Here is an 18,748-nt window from a genome sequence, read left to right as displayed (position 1 = left end):
GCCCGGCCGCTGCGCCGCACCATCCAGCGCGAGATCGAGGACAACCTGTCGGAGAAGATCCTGTACGGCGAACTCACCGCCGGGCAGATCGTCATCGTCGGGACCGAGGGCACCGGCGAGACCGCCAAGTTCACCTTCAGGGGTGTCCCGAAGCCGAACGGCGTGCCGGACAGCCCGCCGCCGATCGAGGGCGCGGTCAACTTCAACAAGGACTGAGGTCCCCGCACCGCCCGTCCTTCGCGGGACGAGCGGGAAGTGATCGCGAACCGCGAGGCATGAGAGGCCCGCACCGAAAGGTGCGGGCCTTTCCCTTTTTTGCTGTTCCGCCTGTGACGGCGGGGCGCCCGTGGGGCGGATTCTGTCGTACCCGGCCTCTAGTGTTCGAACATGCGATCGAATGTGCTGGGTTCGGCGGCGGAGTTCCGACGGCGGCCCGCGCGGCGGGTGCGCCCGCCCGTGGACTCCCATCTCGCGCAGGTCTTCATGCGCGACCTGCGCTCGCCCGCGCCGCCGCAGTTGCCGATCTTCCGGTCCCGGCGGCAGGGCGAGCTGCTCGCCCGGCTGCTGCTCGGGCCCGAACGCGAACTCTCCATGCTCGACCTCGCCGTCATGCTGCGCACCGACCTCGGCACGGTCGTCCGGGAGGTGGACCGGCTGGCCCGCGCGGGCATTCTTCGGCTGCGCCGCACCCCGGGCGGGCGCGTCGTCACCCGCGACCCGTCCTCGCCGCTGTTCGCGCCACTGGCCCGGCTGGTGATGATCGCCTTCGGGCCGTCCGCGGTCGTCGCCGAGCACTTCGCGCCGCTGCCCGGCCTCGCCGAACTGCACCTGTTCGGCGTCTGGGCCGGCCACTACGCCGACCCCGCCTATCCGTCCGGCACTGCTTGCCCGTCCGGCGCCGCCTGCCCGTCCGGCGCCGACTGCTCGGCCAACGCCGGCTACCCGTCCGGCGCCGCCTGTCCGTCCGGTGACGCCTGTCCGTCCGACCGTGACTATCCGTCCGCCGACGCCTGGCCGTCCGGTGCCGCCGGGCCCACCGGTGACGTGGAGGTCCTGGCCGTCGGCGACGTCTCGCGCGAGGCCGCGTTCGACGCCGCGCAGGACTGCGCCGCCCGCCTCGGCCTCCCGGTCCACGCCGTCGTCCGCTCCCGTGCCGCATGGCGAGAGGACGACGACCCCTTCCTGCGCGAGATCCGCTCCGGCCCCCTCCTCCGGATCACCCTCCCCTGAAGACCGTCCCGGCCGTCCACGACCCTCTGGAGGCTTCTCAGGCAGGGGCATCGCGGGGATGCAGGAGAGAGAGAAGGGAGCGGTGGGGAGGAATTAATGCGTTGACCCGGCATTTCCTGAATCGGAACCATTGCGGGTATGGGACTCGACGCCTTTGTGCTGTGCCGTTGCTGGCAGGACGGCCGCACGACCGAGCCGCCCGTCCCGCGCGAACGGATCATGACCGACGATCACGGGCCCTACCTGGACGAGGGGTTCCACGGCGCGTTGGACGAGGTCTTCGGGAAGTGGAAGGCCGCCGCCGCGTGCCCGCACGGGGACATGGAGATCGCACGTGAGCGGATCTCCAACTGGGGCGGGTACCGGTACCTGCGGGAGGCGATGGAGACCGCCGGATGGGACCGCTTTCCCGTCCTGAGGGAGTACCTGCCCGAGAGCAACGACGGCGACCTGCCGGCCGGGCGCGCCCGGGAGGCGCTGGCCGAGCTGGCGGCGTTCCGGGAGTGCGCCGCGGTCGGCACCGAGGTCGTCCTGCTGGACGAGGACACCGGGGACGTCCTGGCGACGAGCATCCGCGCCTACGGGGGCGTGTTCGTCTGGGACGGCATGGCGAAGCGGCGCGTCGGTGTGGACGCCCGCGGGCTGTTCGTCGTCGACGAGTCGGGGCGTGAGCTGTTCCGCGCCCTGCGCTGCACCCAGCGGCGCGTCCGGGCGGGCCGTGTCCGGTTCCGGACCGAGGACGGCGCGGAGACGACGCTCGACCTCACCTCGACCATCGCCGAGCGCGACGGCGCGTATCCGCGTCGGCTGCGCGTGGTGGAGCGGCCGTTGGACGGGTCCTTCTTCGACTACGCGGTCGAGCCGCTGCGGAAGGTCTGCGAGGCCGCCGCCGAGACCGGGAACCCGGTCGTCTGGTGCTGACGGTCGTCTGGTGCTGACCAGGCCGAGGCCCCGCACAGCCGTGCGGGGCCTCGGCCTCGGCCGTGCGTCCGTTCAGGCCGCGGGCGGGTCCTGGAGGACGCCGAGCGGGTTGCCGTCGGGGTCTCTCAGCGTGGCGATCAGCCTGCCGTTGCCGACGTCGCGGACGTCCTCGACGATGGTCGCGCCCGACTCGGTCAGGTCCTGGACGGTCTTCTTGATGTCTTCCACCTCGAAGAAGCAGACCGGGCCGGAGACCTCGGAGTCGCCCCGCTTCGGGGTCAGGCCGATGTCCTGGCCGTCCACCTTGTAGCCCACGTAGTAGGGCTCGTCGGAGTACGGCTCGATGCCGAGCAGCAGGTCGAGGCGCGCCTTCGCCGCCGGCACGTCGGAGACCGAGTAGATGATCGTCTTGACGCCTGTCATGGTGTTCTCCTTCCCTCTCACTCTGCTGACACGCGGGAGCGCGTGAGTGTGACGGATTTGCTTGCCCAAAACTGGGTGCGATGTGAAGATGGCGGCATGTTCCTCCTGTGTGCGTAGAGAGCGCCTCACCGCCGCACCCGTGTCCGGGTGAGCGCGGCGGTGGACGGTGCCCTCGCACACTCCGGCGCGCGCTGACGCGCCGCTTCGCAGAAGGAACATCATGTTCGCCTCCTACGGCGCTGTCCTGCGCACCCCGCGTGCCGCCCGGGTCTTCGGCGCCGCCCTGCTGGGCCGCCTCTCCTACGGGACGGTCGGGCTGTCCCTCACGCTGACCCTCGTCCAGGCGAGCGGTTCGTACTCTCGCGCGGGTGCGATGGTCGCGCTCTTCGGCGGCGCGAGCTGCCTGCTCACGCCCTGGCGCGCCGGGCTGGTCGACCGGTTCGGACCGCGTGCCGCGCTCCGTCCGATGGCCGTCCTGTACGGGCTCGGTCTGGCGGGACTCGCGGCGGCGGCCCACCTCTCGTCCGGCCTCGCGACGGGTGCCGTCGCGGTCGCCGCGGGAGCCTGCACACCGCCGCTCGGCCCGGTGATGCGCGCGCTGTGGGCCGAACTCGTGCCCGACCGGGAGCTGCTGCAGCGCGCCTACAGCCTGGACACGGTCGCCGAGCAGGTCATCTTCACCGTGGGACCGCTGCTCGCGGGTCTGTTCGCCGTCCTGTTCGCACCGGAGGTCGGCGTGCTGATCAGCACCGGCCTCGTCATCACCGGCACGCTCACCCTCACCACCCGCGGAAACACGATCACCCGTCCCGCCGAGCCGAAGCCCGTTGACGATGGACGCGGCGCGTCGCAAGGGGCTGGCGGGGAAGTCGTCGCGTCCGGTGGGGTGGCGGCGGGTGGTTCGGTCGGGGACGGCTTGGGCGCCGCGTCGGTCGAAGACACGCCCGGTCTGCCGCACGACGTCGGCGGGGTGGACACCTCCGAGAAGCGGGACGCGTCCGGCGGCACCGGGGCGCGCGGTCTGCTCGCGAGCCTCTGGCCGATGTTGCTGATGATGGCGACGCTCGGCGCGGCGGAGACCGGGCTCGCGCTGCTGATCGTGGCCTTCGCCGGAGCCGGTGGCGCGGCCTGGGGCGAGGCGGCGATGTCGGTCGCGGGAGTCGTGGGCGGACTCGTCTACGGCGCGGTGACCTGGCGGATGGCGCCGCGGGCGCGACTGCCGCTGCTGGCCGTCCCGACGGCGTTGGCGCTCGGGGTCGCGGGACTGGCCCCCGGCGTCCCCGTGCTGATCGCGGCCGTCTCGGTCGTCGGCCTGTTCATCGCGCCGCTGCTGACCACCGCCTACCTCGTCGCCGAGAGCGCCGCCCCGGCGCGGCGCCGGACGGCCGTCGCGTCCTGGGTGAACACCGCGTTCAACGCCGGCGCCTCCCTGGGCGTGGCGGGCGTCGGCGCGCTCACCGACGTGCTGCCGCTGTGGCTGTGCTTCGTGTTCGCCGCGCTGCCGGTGCTGCTGGCGGCAGGGGTGGTGCCCCTCGTGACGCGCCGGACCGGTCGCGCCCGGGCTCAGGACTTGGAGTGCGCGGCGGAGGACGCGCTCGCCGTCTGATACAGGTCCTTCACCTTGGAACCGAAGATCACCGAGTAGGACACGTCGTCGGTGCTGCCGCCGCCCTCGTGTCCGCCGATCACGCCGACGACGGTCTTCTCGTCGTCGCCCGCCAGGAACGGCCCGCCGCTGGTGCCGTTCGGGAACCCGGCGCAGGTGAAGCGGAGCTGGGTCGTGCTGTACGGCTCGACCCGGTTCCGGCACGCCACCGGACGCTCGTCGCCGGACGGGTAGCCGACCACGCGGGCCTGCCCGCTGACCGGGCCGTCCGCCTCCAGGGCCATCGCGCCCGTCACGTCCTGCACCCGTTTGCCGCCGCCGTCGGCGTCGGTCACCTCCAGGAAAGCGATGTCGGCGTCCGGGTCGCTGCCGGACGCCCACTCGGGCGGGTCGTACAGCGCGACGGCCCGCCAGACGCCGTACGGCGTCTGCCCGTCGTGGTAGCCGGGCGCGAACGCCATGCCGATGTTCCCGCGCCGGCTGCCGCCGCCGATGCAGTGCGCGGCGGTGAGCACGAGGTTGCGGCTGGGGCTCTTCACCACGCTTCCGGTGCAGGTGTGGTCGGTCAGCTTGCCGTCGTCGTCGAGGTCGAACAGCGCCCCGACCGCGGGCAGCCCGTCGAACGACCTGCTGGACGACTCGGGCGGCCGGACCGATCTCGCGGTGTCCCCGACGGGTCGCGCCTCACGCGCAGCCTGGGCGGCCCCACCGCCCGCCGACGGCGGCCACGAGACGATCGCCAGGCCGGCGAGCACCGCCGCGGCGGTGAGAACGGGGTAGCTCCGACGCGCCACACGGTCCTCGCGTGTTCGCCTGAACAACCCCATCCGGCCCTCCTGTAAGGATCGTCCGTCCGTTCATCTCAGCCAGTGCCCGCCCGACGATTGTGCCTACCGGGTTCTGGAGAGGTCCTGGGACACCCCTGACACTTTCCTGAAGGACTCCCCATAAACGATCTACCTATGCCTGTCCGCCCGCGTTTTCCCTGGTGAACGCCCTCACAGTCCGCCGACCAAGCCGGCTCTCTGCCCGCACTCCTTCACCGGCGGCGCTTCGGATTTCCCCTGCCAGTCGAAGACCACACCCTCAGCTCTCCATACGGACGGGGAAGCAAGGCTCGCGGGCGCGTAAGCGGATTCGCGGCGCGGTCCTGGTCAGGAGGTGTGTTCTAACGGCCGGCGCTGCTTCGCGCGGGTGGGGGCTCGGCGCCGAACACCCAGGGGGCGAGGACGACCATCCAGCCGTCGGGATCCGCGAAGACCGCTGCGCCGTGCCGCTTCCAGTACGGGTTCGCGGGTTCGACGGGGCTGTGGCCGCGGGCCGTCAGGTGCGCGACGGCGGCGTCCCGTGCGTGCGGACCGCGCAGGTACAGGACGAGTTGGTTCTCCGGGTGCGGCTCGGGGATCACCGGCGGGTCGCCGTGCTGGGTGATCTCCATCTGGACGGGCGTCCCGGGCAGTCCGAAGACGATGCCGTCATAGCCGTCGTGCCCCCGCCACGCCGCCAGGACGGGAAGCCCCAGGTCGTCGCGGTAGAACGCCAGGATCTCGTCGTAGCGAGCGGTCGGCCGTGCGAACCGCACCGCCCCGACCTCCAGATGGGCGGGCCAGTCATGGGGGCTCGCGCTGTCGCCGGGACGTGCGGGCGCGTTCCCGTCGTTGCCCGTCCCCTCGTTGCCCGTCCCTTCGTCCACGGCCGGGTTCTCCTCTCCGTGCGTCTCGCTCTACCTCCGCGGTTTCTCGTCCGCGGCTTCTCGTCCGCGCTCGCGACCGGATGTGCGGGGCCTCGAGGCCGCTAACCGTTCGCGGCCGGTCTCTGCGGCGCGGGGGTACGCGGACTGCTACCGGTTCGCGGGCGGGTTGGTCTTCTCCCAGATCTGCGTCAGGGCGTCGATGAAGGTCGCGGTCTCCTGGGCGCCGCTGAGGCCGTACTTGCCCTCCAGGACGAAGTAGGGGACGCCGCGGACGCCGATGCGGGCGGCGTCGCGCTCGTCCTTGCGGACGGCGTCCGCGTAGGCGTCACCGGCGAGCACCGAGCGGACCTCGGAGGCGTCGAGCCCGACCTCGGTGGCGATCCCGGTCAGCGCGTCCGCGTCGAAGACGGAGCGCTCGCCGCTGAAGTTCGCGCGGTACAGCGCGTGCCGCAGGTCGTCGCCCAGGCCGTGTTCGCCGGCGAGGTGCAGCAGGCGGTGCGCGTCGAAGGTGTTCCCGTTCTGACGGTCCGACGTGTAGGGGAGGCCCTCGGCCGCGGCCAGGCCGGAGACGCGGGCCTCGGCCTGCTCGGCCTGCTCGCGGGACATGCCGTACTTGGCCATCAGCATCTCCAGCACGGGACCGGTCTCGGCGGGGGAGAGGTCCGGGGCGAGCTCGTAGGAGTGCTGGACGACCTCGACCTGGTCGCGGTGCTCGAAGGCGGCCAGCGCCGCGTCGAAGCGCGCCTGCCCGATGTAGCACCACGGGCAGACGATGTCGGTCCAGATGTCGACGCGCACGGCGAGGCCCTCCCACAGGGTCATAGAAGACTTACCTCAGCGGCAACGCCTCGTCCTCGCGTGGCATTTCCGCCGGTCGGGTGGGCTGTCTCATGATGCCCCCAGGGCGCGGCCGAGCGCGGCGTGGTCGTGGTAGTCGCGGCTGGAGACGATCAGCCCGTCGCGGACGCGCAGCACCTGGACGTTGCTCATCGTGAAGACCGCCCCCGTCGTCGTCACCTCGCCGTCGTAGGTGAACTCGGTGACGATCACCTCCGGGTCGGCGGTCTCGTGGACGACCGCGCCGTCCCGGACGCGGAACCGGAGCGGTCCTTCACCGGCCCTCGCGAAGTGCGCGGCCACGGTGGTGCGGCCCTCGATGCGGGACGGGGCGGGCGGGACGGCGAAGGGCTGCTCGACCACGGCGTCCTCCGCGTAGAGATCGGCCAGTTCGTCCCAGCGCCCGGCGGAGATGCCCTGGACGAGCCGGAGGAACGTTTCGCGCGGGGTCATGAGCGGGCTCCCATCGGTGCGCTCCCGTCGTAGGATCGGAGTACTCACTCCGATTCCAGAATATGGAGTCGTCACTCCACTTGTCAATCGAGGAGGCCGCATGGCCGCGGACATCCCGCCCGCCGAGACTCAGCCCGCCGAGACTCAGCCCGCCGAGACTCAGCCCGCCGGGACCCAGCCCACCAAGGCCCCGCCCGCCGCGAGTCGGTCCGCAAAGCCGCTGCGCGCCGACGCCGCCCGCAACCGGGCGAAGGTGCTGGACGCCGCGCGGGACGTGTTCGCCGAGCTCGGGACCGGGGCGTCCACGGAGGAGGTCGCCAGGCGCGCCGGGGTCGGCATCGGCACGGTCTTCCGGCACTTCCCGACCAAGGAGTCGCTGCTGGAGGCCGTCCTCGGCGAGATCCTGGCCGGGTTCGCCGAGCAGGCGAAGGCGCGGACCGGGGCCGCCGATCCGGGCGGCGCGTTCTTCGACTTCTTCCAGCTCGTGGTCGGGGAGTCGGCGACGAAGAACGCCGTCTCGGCCGAGCTGGCCGGTGCCGGGATCGACATCGCCGCCGGCCGCGCCGATGTGCGGCAGGAGTTGAGGGGCGCGTTGGGCGTCCTGCTCACACGCGCGCAGGAGGCGGGGGTTGTGCGTGCCGATGTGGGCCTGGGGGAGGTGCTCGCCCTCTTGGCGGGGACGTCCCAGGCCGCCGGGAAACTGGACGTCGCCACGCGTGCGCGCGTTCTGGACGTCGTCTTCGACGGTCTTCGTTCTCAACCGTCCTGAGCGTGTCGCGGGCCGCTGACGTGCGCCAACGGCCCGGTCGCGCGACGGGCGGGGCGCGGCCGACGTCCGGGTTCGGCCGTGCGGACGCCCAGGCGGCGACGCTCAGGCGGCGACGCGCAGGTAGTGCGCCCAGTAGCCCGCCCAGCGGCCGTACGGCTCGCCGAGTCTCCGCACGTCGGCAGGGGTGAGCGGACGGCCGTAGACGCGGGAGGCGGCGGCGACGAGCTGCTTCTCGCTCGGCACCTCGTCCGTCCGGCCGAAGCCCCTGATCAGGATGAAGGTGGCCGACCAGGGGCCGATGCCGGGCAGGTTCAGCAGGACGTCCTTGGCCTCCTCGTAGGGCGCCGTGCGCAGGTGCTCCTCGTCGAGGTCGAGCCAGGCCCGGACGGTTCCGCTGAGGTACTGGCCCTTGCGCATGTTGCCGACGAGCTCGGCGATGCGTCCGGGAGGGAGGGACGCGAGCTGCTCGACATCCGGGAACGCCTGGTAGGCGACGCCGTCCACGGTCACCACGTTGTCGAACGCGTCGGCGAGGGCCTGCTTCTCCTTCGCGGCGACGGGCAGCGCCGTGCGCTGCGCCAGGATCGCCCAGACGGCGTTCTCCAGCGGCGTCGGGAACTTCACCTGGTGGTAGCCGTGCAGGCGGTCGATCACGGGCGCGAAATCGGGGTCGCGGCGCCCGATCTCGTAGAAGCCGGTGAGGTCGTCCTCCAGGCTGAGCCAGGATGTGATCTGCTGCCGCACCGCCTCGATCTCGCCGTCGGACGGAGGCGGTCCGTCGTGCCACAGGTCGCAGCGCAGGCCGTCGCCGCCGTCGTCAGCCGCCAGCCGGACGGCGAAGGTGCGACCGCCCGCCCGGAGCGCCCTGGTGAGCGTGGTGTCCGTGAGCCGCTGCCGGCCCGCCGTCGGACGGAACCCGGACAGGAAGCGCAGCTGGGGCGCGAAGTCGAACGGCCGGACGGCGGGAAGCGTGAAGCTGATCATGACGCTCACTCCTTGCCTACGCGAAGATAATCTACGCGCATCCTAAGCGGCCCCTCCGACATTACGGCCGGACAAGGGAGGCCGGTCCTTCGGAGGCGGAAGGTGCAGGTCAGCCGGGAAGGGCGTAGCGGCCGTCGTCGAGCGGATCGACGAGCCCGTCGGCGATGAGGCCGTCGAGAGCCCGTTCGCGCTGGACGACGTCCGACCAGACCACGTCCAGCGCGGGCTTGGCGACCGGCTCGCGGGCGTCGCGCAGGACGGCGAGCAGCCGGCCCCGGCACTGCCGGTCGGTGCCCGCGTACGTCTGCCCCCGGCGCGGCGGCCCGTCGTAGGCCGGACGGCCCCGCGCCTGCCACTCGCAGCGGTCCAGGACGGGGCAGTCCACGCAGCGCGGCGAGCGGGCCGTGCAGACCAGCGCGCCCAGCTCCATGACCGCGACGGACCACCGGGCGGCGGTCGGCGGGTCCAGGGGCAGCAGGGACTCCGCGGTCACGACCTCCGCGCGGGTCTGCGACTTCGGCGGGTACTCGACCCCGTCGACCATCCGCGCCAGGACGCGCCGGACGTTGGTGTCCAGCACCGCGTGCCGCTGCCGGTAGGCGAAGCTCGCGACCGCGGCGGCCGTGTAGGAGCCGATTCCGGGCAGGTCGAGCAGGGCCTGGTGGGAGTCCGGGACCTCGCCGCCGTGCCGTTCGACGATCGCCTGCGCCGCCGCGTGCAGCCGCAGCGCCCGGCGCGGGTAGCCGAGCCGTCCCCAGGCCCGGACCGCCTCCCCGGACGGCTCGGCCGCGAGGTGCGCGGGCGTCGGCCAGCGCTCCAGCCAGGTCCGCCACACGGGCAGCACCCGGACGACCGGCGTCTGCTGCAGCATGATCTCGCTGACCAGGACGCCCCAGGGGGTCGCGTCCGGGGCCCGCCACGGCAGGTCGCGGGCGTTCGCGTCGTACCAGGCGAGGATGGGGTCGGTGAACTTCGGCATGACGAGGTGCATTGTGGCACGGCGGGTCGCCACGTCCCGGACGATCCCCATATGCATACTGTCCGCATGGACGCGGATACCGAACGTGATCCAGAGGAAGAGTGGGGTCTCGACCAGTACTGGCGGCGGCGGGCGATCGCGCTCGCCGGCGTGCTGGGCGTGGTCGGCCTGACCGCGTGGGCCTGCGGCGTGTTCGGGGACGGCGGGGACGACGGCAGGAGACCCCCGGTGCAGAGCATGGCCGGCGCCGGCGCGGCCGTGCCCTCCCTGGCCGCCACCTCCACCGTGCCCGCCCCGACGCCCACGGTCACCGTCACCAAGACCGCCAAGGCCACCCCCCGGCCGAAGCCCTCCCGCAAGGACGGTGACGCCTGCGATCCCCGCGACGTGGTGGTGAACATGGCCGCCAACGGCGACACCTTCCCGCGCGGAGCGCGACCGGCCTTCCGGCTCACCGTGGTCAACACCGGCAAGCGGCCCTGCGGCTACGACGTCGGGACGGGCCGGCTGGACGTCCGCATCACCTCGGGCCCCGACCGGGTGTGGGCGGCGTCGGCGTGCGACGGCGGGTCCGGCTCGTCCGTCCAGACGCTGCGGCGCGGCATCCCGTACGTCACCACGGTGACGTGGGACCGCCGCCGCTCCGGCTCCGACTGCACCGGCCAACGTGACAAGGCGCTGCCCGGCACGTACGTCGCCGTCCTGAAGGCCGCCGGCGTCAAGCCCCAGAAACAGGTCTTCCACCTCCGCTGACCTGCCGTTTCGCGGTCGACGCTCCGCGACGGAACGCACCGCGCGCCCACCGGGCTCCGCTCCGGGAGGGGCGGCGTCCGTGTGGATTGGTCCTCCGGACCGGGACGGGGTTGGCCCTGTCGAGAGGACCGCCGCGGCGGGAGGGTTGTTCCCGAGCACCACGCCAGCTAGGGGGAACATGTACTTCCAGCATTCGCCGCAGCTCTGGGCCCTCCACCCGGACCTCGTCGCGGGGGCCGTCGTCGTCACGGACGGCATCACGCCCGACGCCGACGCGAGTGCCCGCGTCGCCGACCACACCGCCGCCGCCCTCGCCCGCCTCGCGGACGCGGGGCAGGAGGCCGAGCTGCCCGAGATCAGGGCCTGGCGGCGGACGTTCACCGCGATGGGCCTCAAGCCGACGCAGTACCGCTGCGCCTCCGAGGCGCTGCTGCGGCGCGTCCGGAAGGAAGGGGCGCTGCCCTCGATCCATCCGCTGGTGGACCTCTGCAACGCGGTCTCGGCGGCGTTCGCGATCCCGGTGGCCGCGCTCGACCTCGCGGCCGTGACCGGCGGCCTCACCGTCGGGCCCGCGGCGGGCGACGAGGAGTACGAGACCTTCGGCGGCGGGACCGAGCATCCCGCGCCCGGAGAGATCGTCTACGTGGACGAGGCGCGGCGCGCGCACGCCCGCCGCTGGACGAACCGGCAGAGCGGACGGTCCGCCGTGCGTCCGGAGACGCGCTCGGTGCTCATCGTCGCCGAGGGCATGCACGAGACGGCGGGTTCGGACGTTCCGAAGCTGGTCTCGGCGCTCGCGGACGAGGTCGCCGCGCTGTGGTCGGTCACCCCGGCCACCGCACGCGTCACCGCGTCGGCCCCGCGCCTGGACTTCGACCTCTGACGCCCGGCCGCCACCTCCGTCCACGGCTCGGCTGATCCAAAGCCGCCATCGGACGGACCGCGCCGGGCGGCGGAGATGCCGGGGTGGAGCTTCTGGGAGGGGTTCCATCCCGGCCCCGACGCGCGGCATGGGCTTTCGTAAACGGGCGTCGGTTTCATGGCGCGCGGCGCTCGGTTCTGTGGCGCGCGGGTGCCAGGGCTGCGGCGCACGTGGTGCCAAGTCGTGGCCGGGCCTGAGGGAGGCTCAGGCCCGGGATCAGACGTAGCGTTCGAGGATGGAGGACTCCGCGAGCCGGGACAGGCCCTCGCGGACGCTGCGGGCCCGCGACTCGCCCACGCCGCCGACGCCCTGGAGGTCGTCGATGGACGCGGCGAGCAGCTTCTGCAGGCCGCCGAAGTGCTCGACCAGCCGTTCCACGACCAGGCTCGGCAGCCGCGGGACCTTCGCGAGCAGCCGGAAGCCCTTGGGGGAGACGGGCAGGTCGAGCGCGTCCGGCCCGGCGAAGCCCATCACCTCGGCGACCGTGGTGAGGTCGAGCAGCTCGTTCGCCGACAGCACGTCGAGGTTCGCCAGCACCGTGTCCACGCCGACCGCGCGGGCCGCGGCGGACGGGTAGTCGCGGACGATCAGCTCGCGGTCGACGTCCACGCCGGAGACCAGCTCGTCCAGCTGGAGCGACAGCAGGCGCCCGTCGGTGCCGAGCTCGACGACGTAGCCCTCGATCTCGTCGGCGATCCGGCGGACCATCTCCAGCCGCTGCACCACCGCCGAGACGTCCCGGACGGTGACCAGGTCCTCGATCTCGAGCGCGGACAGCGTGCCGGACACCTCGTCCAGCCGCAGCTTGTAGCGTTCGAGCGTGGCGAGCGCCTGGTTGGCCTTGGACAGGATGGCGGCCGAGTCCTCCAGGACGTAGCGGACGCCGTCCAGGTAGAGCGCGATGATGTTCATCGACTGGCTCACCGAGATCACCGGCTGGCCGGTCTGCCGCGCGACCCGCTCGGCCGTGCGGTGCCGGGTGCCGGACTCCTCGGTCGGGATGGTGGAGTCGGGCACCAGGTGGACGGCGGCGCGGACGATCCGGCCGCGCGCGTCGTCGATCACGATGGCGCCGTCCATCTTGGCGAGCTCGCGCAGCCGGGTCGCGGAGAACTCCACGTCCAGCTCGAAGCCGCCGGTGCAGATCTCGCTGACCTGCGCGTCGTAGCCGAGCACGATCAGTCCGCCGGTGTGGCCGCGCAGGATGCGCTCCAGACCGTCCCGGATCTGGGTGCCCGGGGCCACCGCGGCGAGCGTGGCGCGGCGTCGTTCGTCATGACCCTTGTCGATTGCTGGCACCTGGCCCCCGGAGGTCGCTTACCGGCGTCAGTTTACCGAGAGGGCCGGGTGGACGGCTCCTCCCCTGGTCGCAAGCGTGACGCGTACGGCTCTGGTCGGTGAGGCGGACCTGTCAGGGGGCCGTGAAGGACACCTGGAGCGCCTGGGTCAGGCTGTCCACCTCCATCACCTTCATACCCTCGAAATCGCTGAGCTGCGGATCGGCGCGCCTGAGCGGGGAGCCGTCGCCGAGCTCCAGCGACCCGCGCGGCACCACCGCGTGCCTGAAGCCGAGCCGCGCCGCCTCGGCCAGCCGCCGCTGGACGCCGGGCACCACCCGCACCTCGCCCGCGAGTCCGACCTCGCCGAGCGCGACGAGGGTGGACGACAGCGGCTGCTCGACGGTCGACCCGGCCACGGCGAGGGCCATCGCCAGGTCGACGGAGGTCTCGCTCAGCCGGACGCCGCCGACCGTCGAGACGTACACGTCCTGCTCGTGCATGGAGATCTTGCAGCGCTGGGCGAGCACGGCCAGCACCATCGCGACGCGCGAGGCGTCGAGCCCGGAGTGGGCGCGGCGCGGGGACGGCAGGTGCGACTTGGCGACGAGCGCCTGCACCTCCGCGACCAGCGGTCGCCGCCCCTCCAGCGTGACCGTGACGCAGGTGCCGGGGACCGGCTCCTCGCGGCGGGTGAGGAACAGCCCGGACGGGTCGGGCAGGCCGACGAGCCCGACCTCCGACAGGTCGAAGCAGCCCAGCTCGTCGGTCGGCCCGTACCGGTTCTTGACGGCGCGGATCATGCGCAGCCGGCTGTGCCGGTCGCCCTCGAAGTACAGGACGACGTCGACCAGGTGCTCGAGCAGCCGGGGCCCGGCGATCGCGCCCTCCTTGGTGACGTGCCCGACCAGCACGACCGTCATGCCGCGCTCCTTGGCGACCCGGATGAGGTTGGCCGCGACCTCCCGGACCTGGGTGACGCCGCCGGGCGCGCCGTCCGCCTCGGACGTCCCGATCGTCTGGATCGAGTCGACGACCAGCAGCACCGGGTCGACCGTGTCGATGTGCCCGAGGATCGCCGACAGCTCGGTCTCGGCGGCCAGGTACAGGTCGTCGGTGATTGCCCCGACCCGGTCGGCGCGCAGCCGCACCTGCTCGGCCGACTCCTCCCCGGTCACGTAGAGCACGGGCCTGCGCTCCGCGCCCTCCCCGCCGCCCTCCGCCGGGCTCCCCGCCCCGTTGCGGACGGCGGCCAGCGGATCCTGCGCGGACCCCTTGCCGGTGCGGGCCTGCGGCGGCACCGACGCGAGCGCCGGAGCGGACGCGAGGGCCGCGACCTCCAGCAGCAGCGTGGACTTGCCGATGCCCGGCTCGCCCGCGAGCAGCAGCACCGCGCCGGGCACGATGCCGCCGCCGAGGACGCGGTCGAGCTCGTCCAGGCCGGTGGGCCGGGTGCGCGCGGACCGCACGTCCACCTGCCCGATCGGACGCGCCGGGGCCGACACGGGACCGGCCGAGACGACGCGCGCGGGCGTGGCGGACGCGGTCTCGACGATCGTGCCCCACGCCTGGCACTCGCCGCACCGCCCGACCCACTTGGACGTCTGCCACCCGCACTCGGAGCAGTGGTACGTCGCCCGCGCCGTCTTCGCCTTCGCCATGCGCCGAAGGTTACGGCCCGCCACCGACAGACACCGCCTCCGCGTCCCGGCAGACACCGCCTCCGCGTCCCGGCAGACACCGCCTCCGCGTCCCGGCAGACACCGCCTCCGCGTCCCGGCAGACACCGCCTCCGCGTCCCGGCAGACACCGTGTCCGCTTCTCGGCAGACACCGCGTCCGCTTCCGACGACACCGCGTCCGCTTCTCGGCATGGCCAGACTTTGGTCACCTGCCGTGTCGGACCGATGACCATCCCGTCCTTGGCCTTTAGCGTGACGTCCGGAGCCCGGCCCGGACGGCATGCCGACTCACGGCTCCCACGCGAAAGGACCGGGACATGCGCAGACTCGCGACCACCCTCGCGCTGACGATGACCGCCTCCGCGCCGGCCGCGCTGCTGCCAGTGACCCCCGCGTCCGCCGAACGCGAGGGGCCGCGGTACGCCGCCCTCGGCGACTCCTTCACGTCCGGCCCGCTGATCCCGAGGCAGCACGGGCTGGCGGGCTGCCTGCGCTCGGACCACAACTACCCGTCGCTGCTCGCCGCGTCCCTGCACGCCCGCCTCACCGACGTGAGCTGCACCGGTGCCGACACCAGCGACATGACCCATCCGCAGCTGACCGCCACCGGCGTCAACCCCGCCCAGCTCGACGCGGTCACCCGCGACACCGACCTGGTGACGCTGGGCGTCGGCGGCAACGACATCGGCTTCACCCAGGTCGTCCTCACCTGCGCGACCGAGAGCCTGAGGTCCCCGATGGGCGCCCCCTGCGCCCGCCACTACCGCTCCGGCATCGACGCCCGGATCAGGAAGACCGCGCCGAAGGTCGCGAAGGTCCTCCGCGGCGTCCACGCCCGCGCGCCGCACGCCCGCGTCCTGCTGGTCGGCTACATGCGCCTCCTCCCGGACGCGGCGGGCTGCTGGCCCCTGGTCCCCTTCGCCGCGGGCGACGTCCCCTTCCTGAACTCCACCGAGCGCGAGCTCAACACCATGCTCAGGAAGACGGCGGCGGCCAACGGCGCGACCTTCGTCGACACCTACGCGGGCACGACGGGCCACGACGTCTGCGCCCCGCCCGCCGCCCGCTGGGTGGAGGGCATGCTCCCGTCCCACAAGGCCGCCCCGGCCCACCCGAACGAACTCGGCATGCGCCAGGTCGCCGCCCGCATCCGCTCAACCCTCACCACCACCACCGCCGACCGCTGACGGCCCCGACCCGCCCCCGCCGACGACCACGGCCGACGACCGCGGCCGAGCGGGGCCGGAGCCCGAGGTCAGAGGGCGAGGTTGTTGCGGGTTCGGGTGATGAGGTCGGTGAGGTGGGCGGAGACGGCGTCGGGGTTCTCGAGCATGGCCATGTGGCCGACGGCGGGGAGGACCTCCAGGCGGGCGGAGGGGATGCGGGACGCCAGGTGGAGGGTGTGGCCGACCGGGGTGAGCTGGTCGTGCTCGGCGCCGAGCAGGAGGGTCTCGACCTTGCCGAGGTGGGCGCAGTCGGAGATGACCTCGTGCGTGATCATCGAGTGCAGGAAGTCGAGGACGGCGTCCATCCGGGTGTCGGCGGCCATCTGCTCGGCGAAGGCGACGGCGGTGGGGCTGGCGCCGGGGCCGAAGGCGACGCGGTCCTCGAAGAGCAGGACGCCGTCGCGGCCCAGGTGGCGGACCTTCTCGATGACCGAGGAGCCGGCGCCGACGAGCCGCAGGGTGCGGGGGAGGGTGCGCCGGGTCAGGCGGGCCACCAGGGCGGGCAGGCCCAGGGACACCTCGCCCAGGCCGCCGGACGAGGTGTTGCAGAGGGCGGCGGCGACCACGCGGTCGCCGAGCAGGTGCGGGTACTCGTCGGCGAAGCGCTGGACGGTCATGCCGCCCATGGAGTGTCCGACCAGGACGACCGGGGTTCCCTCCGGGACGGTCTGCTCGATCACGTCGGCGAGGTCGTGGGCGAGGCGGGGCAGGCCGTAGTCGTCGCGGGCGCCGCCGTCGGAGCGGCCGTGGCCGCGCTGGTCCCAGAACACCAGACGGCCCTGGTCGCGCAGGGCGCGGCGCTGGAAGTGCCAGGAGTCCTGGGAGAGGGTCCAGCCGTGCGAGAAGACGATCGCGAGGTCGGTGCGGTCGGCGCCGTCCACCTCGGCGTACAGGCGGGTGCCGTCGGACGCGCGGACCGGGGTGGGACGGCCGCGCAGGGAGCCGAACGGCTCGCCCGCGTAGGGGTCGGGACGGTCGCGGAGGCGGCGCAGGGCGCGCCGCTGGGCGGCGATCCCGCCGCCGAGCATGAGGGCGGAGCCCGCGCCGACGGCGGTCGCGGTGAGGGTGGTGCGGATGGCGCTGCGCATCGGTCTCCCTGGATCGCGGGGCGGTGGGCGGACCAATTGTTGTACACGCCGTCCAGTAGACGGAAGGGTATGTGACCTACCAGTCGGTCGTGCGCCACCACAGGTTGACCGCGTAGTCCACGGTGAGGCCCGGGTGCTCGCGCTCGAACTCGGCGGCGAGCCGTTCGGGGAACTCGATCCGCAGGACGGCCGACAGGTCGGCGCGGTTCTCGAACTCCCAGCGGATCATCAGCGGCTCGCGCTGGAACCCCCGGCGCGTCCAGAACCGCTCGACCGAGGCCGGGTCGTAGGACGGCAGCCCGCGCCGGAACCAGCCGCCGAACGTCGAGCGGGTGGCGTCGTTGTCCACGATGAAGATCGTCCCGCCGCGCCGGACGACCCGGTCCAGCTCGGCGAGGCCCGGTTCGCAGCCGGGGCCGAAGAAGTACGCCCACCGGACGTGCACGACGTCGATCGAGGCGTCCGGAAGCGGCAACGCCTGGGCGGCGCCCACACGGACCGTGACGTTCGGCAGGTCGCGGACGCGGCGGCGCGCGGCGGCGGCGAGGCCCGCGTGCGGCTCCACGCCGACCACTCGGGCCGCCTCGGCGGCGAAGCGCGGCAGGTGGAAGCCGGTGCCGCAGCCCAGATCCAGGACGGTGCGGCCCGCCCAGGGGGCGATCCGGCGCATCGCCGCCTCGATCGCGCCGTCCGGGTCGACGGCGCGGTTCTCCACCTCGTAGACCGAGGGGGAGTTCCAGATGTTGGGACTGGGCACGGCGCCCGGTGCGATCTCGACCACAGTGCAGAGGGTAGTCAGCGCTGATGTCGGGAAACGCGCCTCGCCCGGCGCCGGGGGGTTGAGGGCGGGGTCCGGGCGCATAGGCTTGCGGCGAACGCACCCGGCGGCGTCCGTCGCCCCGCCGTCCGGGACCGGGCGAACCGAGACGGCGAGGGAGCCTTGACCCCGCAGCACAACGGCACCGCAGCTCCGGCGATCCGCGTCCCGGACGCGCCGATCACGCTGTCCACCGCGTCGGTGTATCCGGAGAAGGTGCCGAGCGCCTTCGAGATCGCCGCGCTGCTCGGGTACGACGGCGTGGAGGTCATGGTCTCGACCGACGCCTCCTCGCAGGACCTCAACGTCCTGCGCCGCCTGTCGGACTACCACCAGGTGCCGATCAGGTCGATCCACGCGCCCTGCCTGCTGCTCACCCAGCGGGTCTGGGGCCGCGAGCCCTGGGGCAAGCTCGTCCGCTCCAAGGAGGTCGCCGAGGAGCTCGGCGCGGACGTCGTGGTCGTGCACCCGCCGTTCCGCTGGCAGCGCGAGTACGCGCGCGACTTCATCGACGGCATCACCCGCATGCAGGACGAGACGGACGTCCGGTTCGCGGTCGAGAACATGTTCCCGCTCAAGGCGCGGGGCGCGGAGGCCGGCCTGTACGCCCCCGACTGGAACCCCGTCGACCAGCCGTATCCGCACGTCACCCTGGACCTGTCGCACACCGCCGTGTCGAAGTCGGACGCCCTGGACATGGCGACCCGGCTCGGCGACCGGCTCCGGCACGTCCACCTGGCGGACGGCCTCGGCGTCACCAACAAGGACGAGCACCTGGTGCCCGGGCGCGGCAACCAGCCGTGCGGGCCGGTGCTGGAGAAGCTGGCCGAGGACGGCTTCGGCGGGCAGATCGTCCTGGAGGTCAACACGCGCCGCGCGTCCAGCCGCGCCGAGCGCATGGAGGACCTGGCCGAGGCGCTCGCCTTCGCCCGCCTGCACCTCGCCGCCGCCCGGGGCGCCTGGGAGGTCACCTCCAGCGGCGAGGTCTCCCGCCGGACGAGCCGGTGACCGGCCCCGCGACCGGCTCGGCGGACGCGCGCGCGCAAGGCCCGGCGGACGGCTCGGGGGCCGAGGGCGGGACGGGGAGCG

The 18,748-nt window shown here is 73.2% G+C and carries 20 protein-coding genes; 9 read left to right on the top strand and 11 right to left on the bottom strand.

Features of this window, described 5'->3' with window-relative positions:
- From DZF91_RS12655 to DZF91_RS12645, 3 genes are all read left to right on the top strand, one after another.
- Nucleotides 1-216: hypothetical protein (locus DZF91_RS12655; protein ID WP_147341123.1), on the top strand; the 216-nt coding region annotated here is incomplete at its 5' end.
- A gap of 171 nt (nucleotides 217-387) precedes the next feature.
- Nucleotides 388-1,230 (top strand): MarR family transcriptional regulator, encoded by an 843-nt coding sequence (locus tag DZF91_RS12650; protein WP_147341122.1) that lies wholly within the window; start codon nucleotides 388-390, stop codon nucleotides 1,228-1,230.
- Nucleotides 1,231-1,368: 138 nt separating this feature from the next.
- Complete coding sequence (locus tag DZF91_RS12645) at nucleotides 1,369-2,151, top strand: hypothetical protein (protein WP_117357666.1); 783 nt, start codon at nucleotides 1,369-1,371, stop codon at nucleotides 2,149-2,151.
- Between the two features lie 72 nt (nucleotides 2,152-2,223).
- On the opposite strand, the gene DZF91_RS12640 is transcribed toward DZF91_RS12645, so the two are convergent.
- Entirely contained in the window at nucleotides 2,224-2,574 is a 351-nt protein-coding gene (locus DZF91_RS12640) for a VOC family protein (RefSeq protein ID WP_117357665.1), read from the bottom strand.
- 220 nt (nucleotides 2,575-2,794) lie between these two features.
- Here DZF91_RS12640 and DZF91_RS12635 point away from each other — a divergent pair, with 220 nt between their 5' ends.
- Complete coding sequence (locus DZF91_RS12635) at nucleotides 2,795-4,180, top strand: MFS transporter (protein WP_117357664.1); 1,386 nt, start codon at nucleotides 2,795-2,797, stop codon at nucleotides 4,178-4,180.
- On the opposite strand, the gene DZF91_RS12630 is transcribed toward DZF91_RS12635, so the two are convergent.
- The 4 genes from DZF91_RS12630 to DZF91_RS12615 all read right to left on the bottom strand — a co-directional run bounded on the left by DZF91_RS12630 (nucleotide 4,138) and on the right by DZF91_RS12615 (nucleotide 7,163).
- Complete coding sequence (locus tag DZF91_RS12630; RefSeq protein WP_158587927.1) at nucleotides 4,138-4,974, bottom strand: trypsin-like serine peptidase; 837 nt, start codon at nucleotides 4,972-4,974, stop codon at nucleotides 4,138-4,140. The two genes, DZF91_RS12635 and DZF91_RS12630, sit on opposite strands and share 43 nt — an antisense overlap.
- A 374-nt stretch (nucleotides 4,975-5,348) precedes the next feature.
- Nucleotides 5,349-5,873, bottom strand: a complete 525-nt coding sequence (locus DZF91_RS12625; protein WP_117357662.1) for a VOC family protein — start codon at nucleotides 5,871-5,873, stop codon at nucleotides 5,349-5,351.
- 147 nt (nucleotides 5,874-6,020) lie between these two features.
- Nucleotides 6,021-6,695 carry a DsbA family oxidoreductase gene (locus DZF91_RS12620; protein WP_235834241.1) on the bottom strand — a complete coding sequence of 225 codons (675 nt, stop codon included), beginning with the start codon at nucleotides 6,693-6,695 and terminating at the stop codon, nucleotides 6,021-6,023.
- A gap of 66 nt (nucleotides 6,696-6,761) precedes the next feature.
- Nucleotides 6,762-7,163, bottom strand: coding sequence for a nuclear transport factor 2 family protein (locus tag DZF91_RS12615; RefSeq protein WP_158587926.1), 402 nt, complete (start codon nucleotides 7,161-7,163; stop codon nucleotides 6,762-6,764).
- A gap of 100 nt (nucleotides 7,164-7,263) precedes the next feature.
- Here DZF91_RS12615 and DZF91_RS12610 point away from each other — a divergent pair, with 100 nt between their 5' ends.
- Nucleotides 7,264-7,932, top strand: coding sequence for a TetR/AcrR family transcriptional regulator (locus tag DZF91_RS12610; protein WP_117357661.1), 669 nt, complete (start codon nucleotides 7,264-7,266; stop codon nucleotides 7,930-7,932).
- A 102-nt stretch (nucleotides 7,933-8,034) separates the two neighbouring features.
- Here DZF91_RS12610 and DZF91_RS12605 read toward each other — a convergent pair whose 3' ends face one another.
- The gene (locus tag DZF91_RS12605; RefSeq protein WP_117357660.1) at nucleotides 8,035-8,916 is read right to left on the bottom strand and encodes a DNA-3-methyladenine glycosylase 2; all 882 of its coding nucleotides are present in this window, start codon (nucleotides 8,914-8,916) and stop codon (nucleotides 8,035-8,037) included.
- Nucleotides 8,917-9,025: 109 nt separating this feature from the next.
- The gene (locus tag DZF91_RS12600; protein ID WP_117357669.1) at nucleotides 9,026-9,895 is read right to left on the bottom strand and encodes an HhH-GPD family protein; all 870 of its coding nucleotides are present in this window, start codon (nucleotides 9,893-9,895) and stop codon (nucleotides 9,026-9,028) included.
- Nucleotides 9,896-9,961: 66 nt separating this feature from the next.
- On the opposite strand from DZF91_RS12600, the gene DZF91_RS12595 reads away from it, so the two are divergent.
- Both DZF91_RS12595 and DZF91_RS12590 read left to right on the top strand, forming a co-directional pair.
- Nucleotides 9,962-10,648: a hypothetical protein gene (locus DZF91_RS12595; RefSeq protein WP_117357659.1), complete on the top strand. Its 687-nt coding sequence runs from the start codon at nucleotides 9,962-9,964 to the stop codon at nucleotides 10,646-10,648.
- 178 nt (nucleotides 10,649-10,826) lie between these two features.
- Nucleotides 10,827-11,531, top strand: a complete 705-nt coding sequence (locus tag DZF91_RS12590; protein WP_117357658.1) for a B3/B4 domain-containing protein — start codon at nucleotides 10,827-10,829, stop codon at nucleotides 11,529-11,531.
- A gap of 255 nt (nucleotides 11,532-11,786) precedes the next feature.
- Here DZF91_RS12590 and disA read toward each other — a convergent pair whose 3' ends face one another.
- Together disA and radA are read right to left on the bottom strand one after the other, a co-directional pair.
- Entirely contained in the window at nucleotides 11,787-12,869 is a 1,083-nt protein-coding gene (gene disA, locus DZF91_RS12585; RefSeq protein ID WP_199486594.1) for a DNA integrity scanning diadenylate cyclase DisA, read from the bottom strand.
- Between the two features lie 112 nt (nucleotides 12,870-12,981).
- Nucleotides 12,982-14,508, bottom strand: coding sequence for a DNA repair protein RadA (gene radA / locus DZF91_RS12580; RefSeq protein WP_117357657.1), 1,527 nt, complete (start codon nucleotides 14,506-14,508; stop codon nucleotides 12,982-12,984).
- Nucleotides 14,509-14,845: 337 nt separating this feature from the next.
- On the opposite strand from radA, the gene DZF91_RS12575 reads away from it, so the two are divergent.
- Nucleotides 14,846-15,715, top strand: coding sequence for an SGNH/GDSL hydrolase family protein (locus DZF91_RS12575; RefSeq protein ID WP_117357656.1), 870 nt, complete (start codon nucleotides 14,846-14,848; stop codon nucleotides 15,713-15,715).
- Between the two features lie 68 nt (nucleotides 15,716-15,783).
- On the opposite strand, the gene DZF91_RS12570 is transcribed toward DZF91_RS12575, so the two are convergent.
- Nucleotides 15,784-16,842: an alpha/beta fold hydrolase gene (locus tag DZF91_RS12570; RefSeq protein WP_117357655.1), complete on the bottom strand. Its 1,059-nt coding sequence runs from the start codon at nucleotides 16,840-16,842 to the stop codon at nucleotides 15,784-15,786.
- Between the two features lie 76 nt (nucleotides 16,843-16,918).
- Complete coding sequence (locus DZF91_RS12565; protein WP_235834239.1) at nucleotides 16,919-17,623, bottom strand: class I SAM-dependent methyltransferase; 705 nt, start codon at nucleotides 17,621-17,623, stop codon at nucleotides 16,919-16,921.
- 159 nt (nucleotides 17,624-17,782) lie between these two features.
- Here DZF91_RS12565 and DZF91_RS12560 point away from each other — a divergent pair, with 159 nt between their 5' ends.
- The gene (locus DZF91_RS12560; RefSeq protein ID WP_117357653.1) at nucleotides 17,783-18,667 is read left to right on the top strand and encodes a sugar phosphate isomerase/epimerase family protein; all 885 of its coding nucleotides are present in this window, start codon (nucleotides 17,783-17,785) and stop codon (nucleotides 18,665-18,667) included.
- Nucleotides 18,668-18,748: the final 81 nt, after the last annotated feature.

It is taken from the genome of Actinomadura logoneensis, from assembly GCF_003428695.1.
Taxonomy (GTDB): domain Bacteria; phylum Actinomycetota; class Actinomycetes; order Streptosporangiales; family Streptosporangiaceae; genus Spirillospora; species Spirillospora logoneensis.
The sequence above is the reverse complement of the archived record's forward strand: the minus strand, read 5'-3'. Positions and strand labels throughout refer to the sequence as shown.

Excerpts from the sequence above, each read along its gene's own strand:
- DZF91_RS12640 (WP_117357665.1), bottom strand. The coding sequence starts at position 2,574 with ATGACAGGCGTCAAGACGATCATCTACTCGGTCTCCGACGTGCCGGCG.
- DZF91_RS12605 (WP_117357660.1), bottom strand. The coding sequence starts at position 8,916 with ATGATCAGCTTCACGCTTCCCGCCGTCCGGCCGTTCGACTTCGCGCCC.
- DZF91_RS12575 (WP_117357656.1), top strand. The coding sequence starts at position 14,846 with ATGCGCAGACTCGCGACCACCCTCGCGCTGACGATGACCGCCTCCGCG.
- DZF91_RS12570 (WP_117357655.1), bottom strand. The coding sequence starts at position 16,842 with ATGCGCAGCGCCATCCGCACCACCCTCACCGCGACCGCCGTCGGCGCG.
- radA (WP_117357657.1), bottom strand. The coding sequence starts at position 14,508 with ATGGCGAAGGCGAAGACGGCGCGGGCGACGTACCACTGCTCCGAGTGC.
- DZF91_RS12600 (WP_117357669.1), bottom strand. The coding sequence starts at position 9,895 with ATGCCGAAGTTCACCGACCCCATCCTCGCCTGGTACGACGCGAACGCC.
- DZF91_RS12620 (WP_235834241.1), bottom strand. The coding sequence starts at position 6,695 with ATGACCCTGTGGGAGGGCCTCGCCGTGCGCGTCGACATCTGGACCGAC.
- DZF91_RS12595 (WP_117357659.1), top strand. The coding sequence starts at position 9,962 with ATGGACGCGGATACCGAACGTGATCCAGAGGAAGAGTGGGGTCTCGAC.
- DZF91_RS12650 (WP_147341122.1), top strand. The coding sequence starts at position 388 with ATGCGATCGAATGTGCTGGGTTCGGCGGCGGAGTTCCGACGGCGGCCC.
- DZF91_RS12610 (WP_117357661.1), top strand. The coding sequence starts at position 7,264 with ATGGCCGCGGACATCCCGCCCGCCGAGACTCAGCCCGCCGAGACTCAG.
- DZF91_RS12635 (WP_117357664.1), top strand. The coding sequence starts at position 2,795 with ATGTTCGCCTCCTACGGCGCTGTCCTGCGCACCCCGCGTGCCGCCCGG.
- DZF91_RS12615 (WP_158587926.1), bottom strand. The coding sequence starts at position 7,163 with ATGACCCCGCGCGAAACGTTCCTCCGGCTCGTCCAGGGCATCTCCGCC.
- DZF91_RS12590 (WP_117357658.1), top strand. The coding sequence starts at position 10,827 with ATGTACTTCCAGCATTCGCCGCAGCTCTGGGCCCTCCACCCGGACCTC.
- DZF91_RS12645 (WP_117357666.1), top strand. The coding sequence starts at position 1,369 with ATGGGACTCGACGCCTTTGTGCTGTGCCGTTGCTGGCAGGACGGCCGC.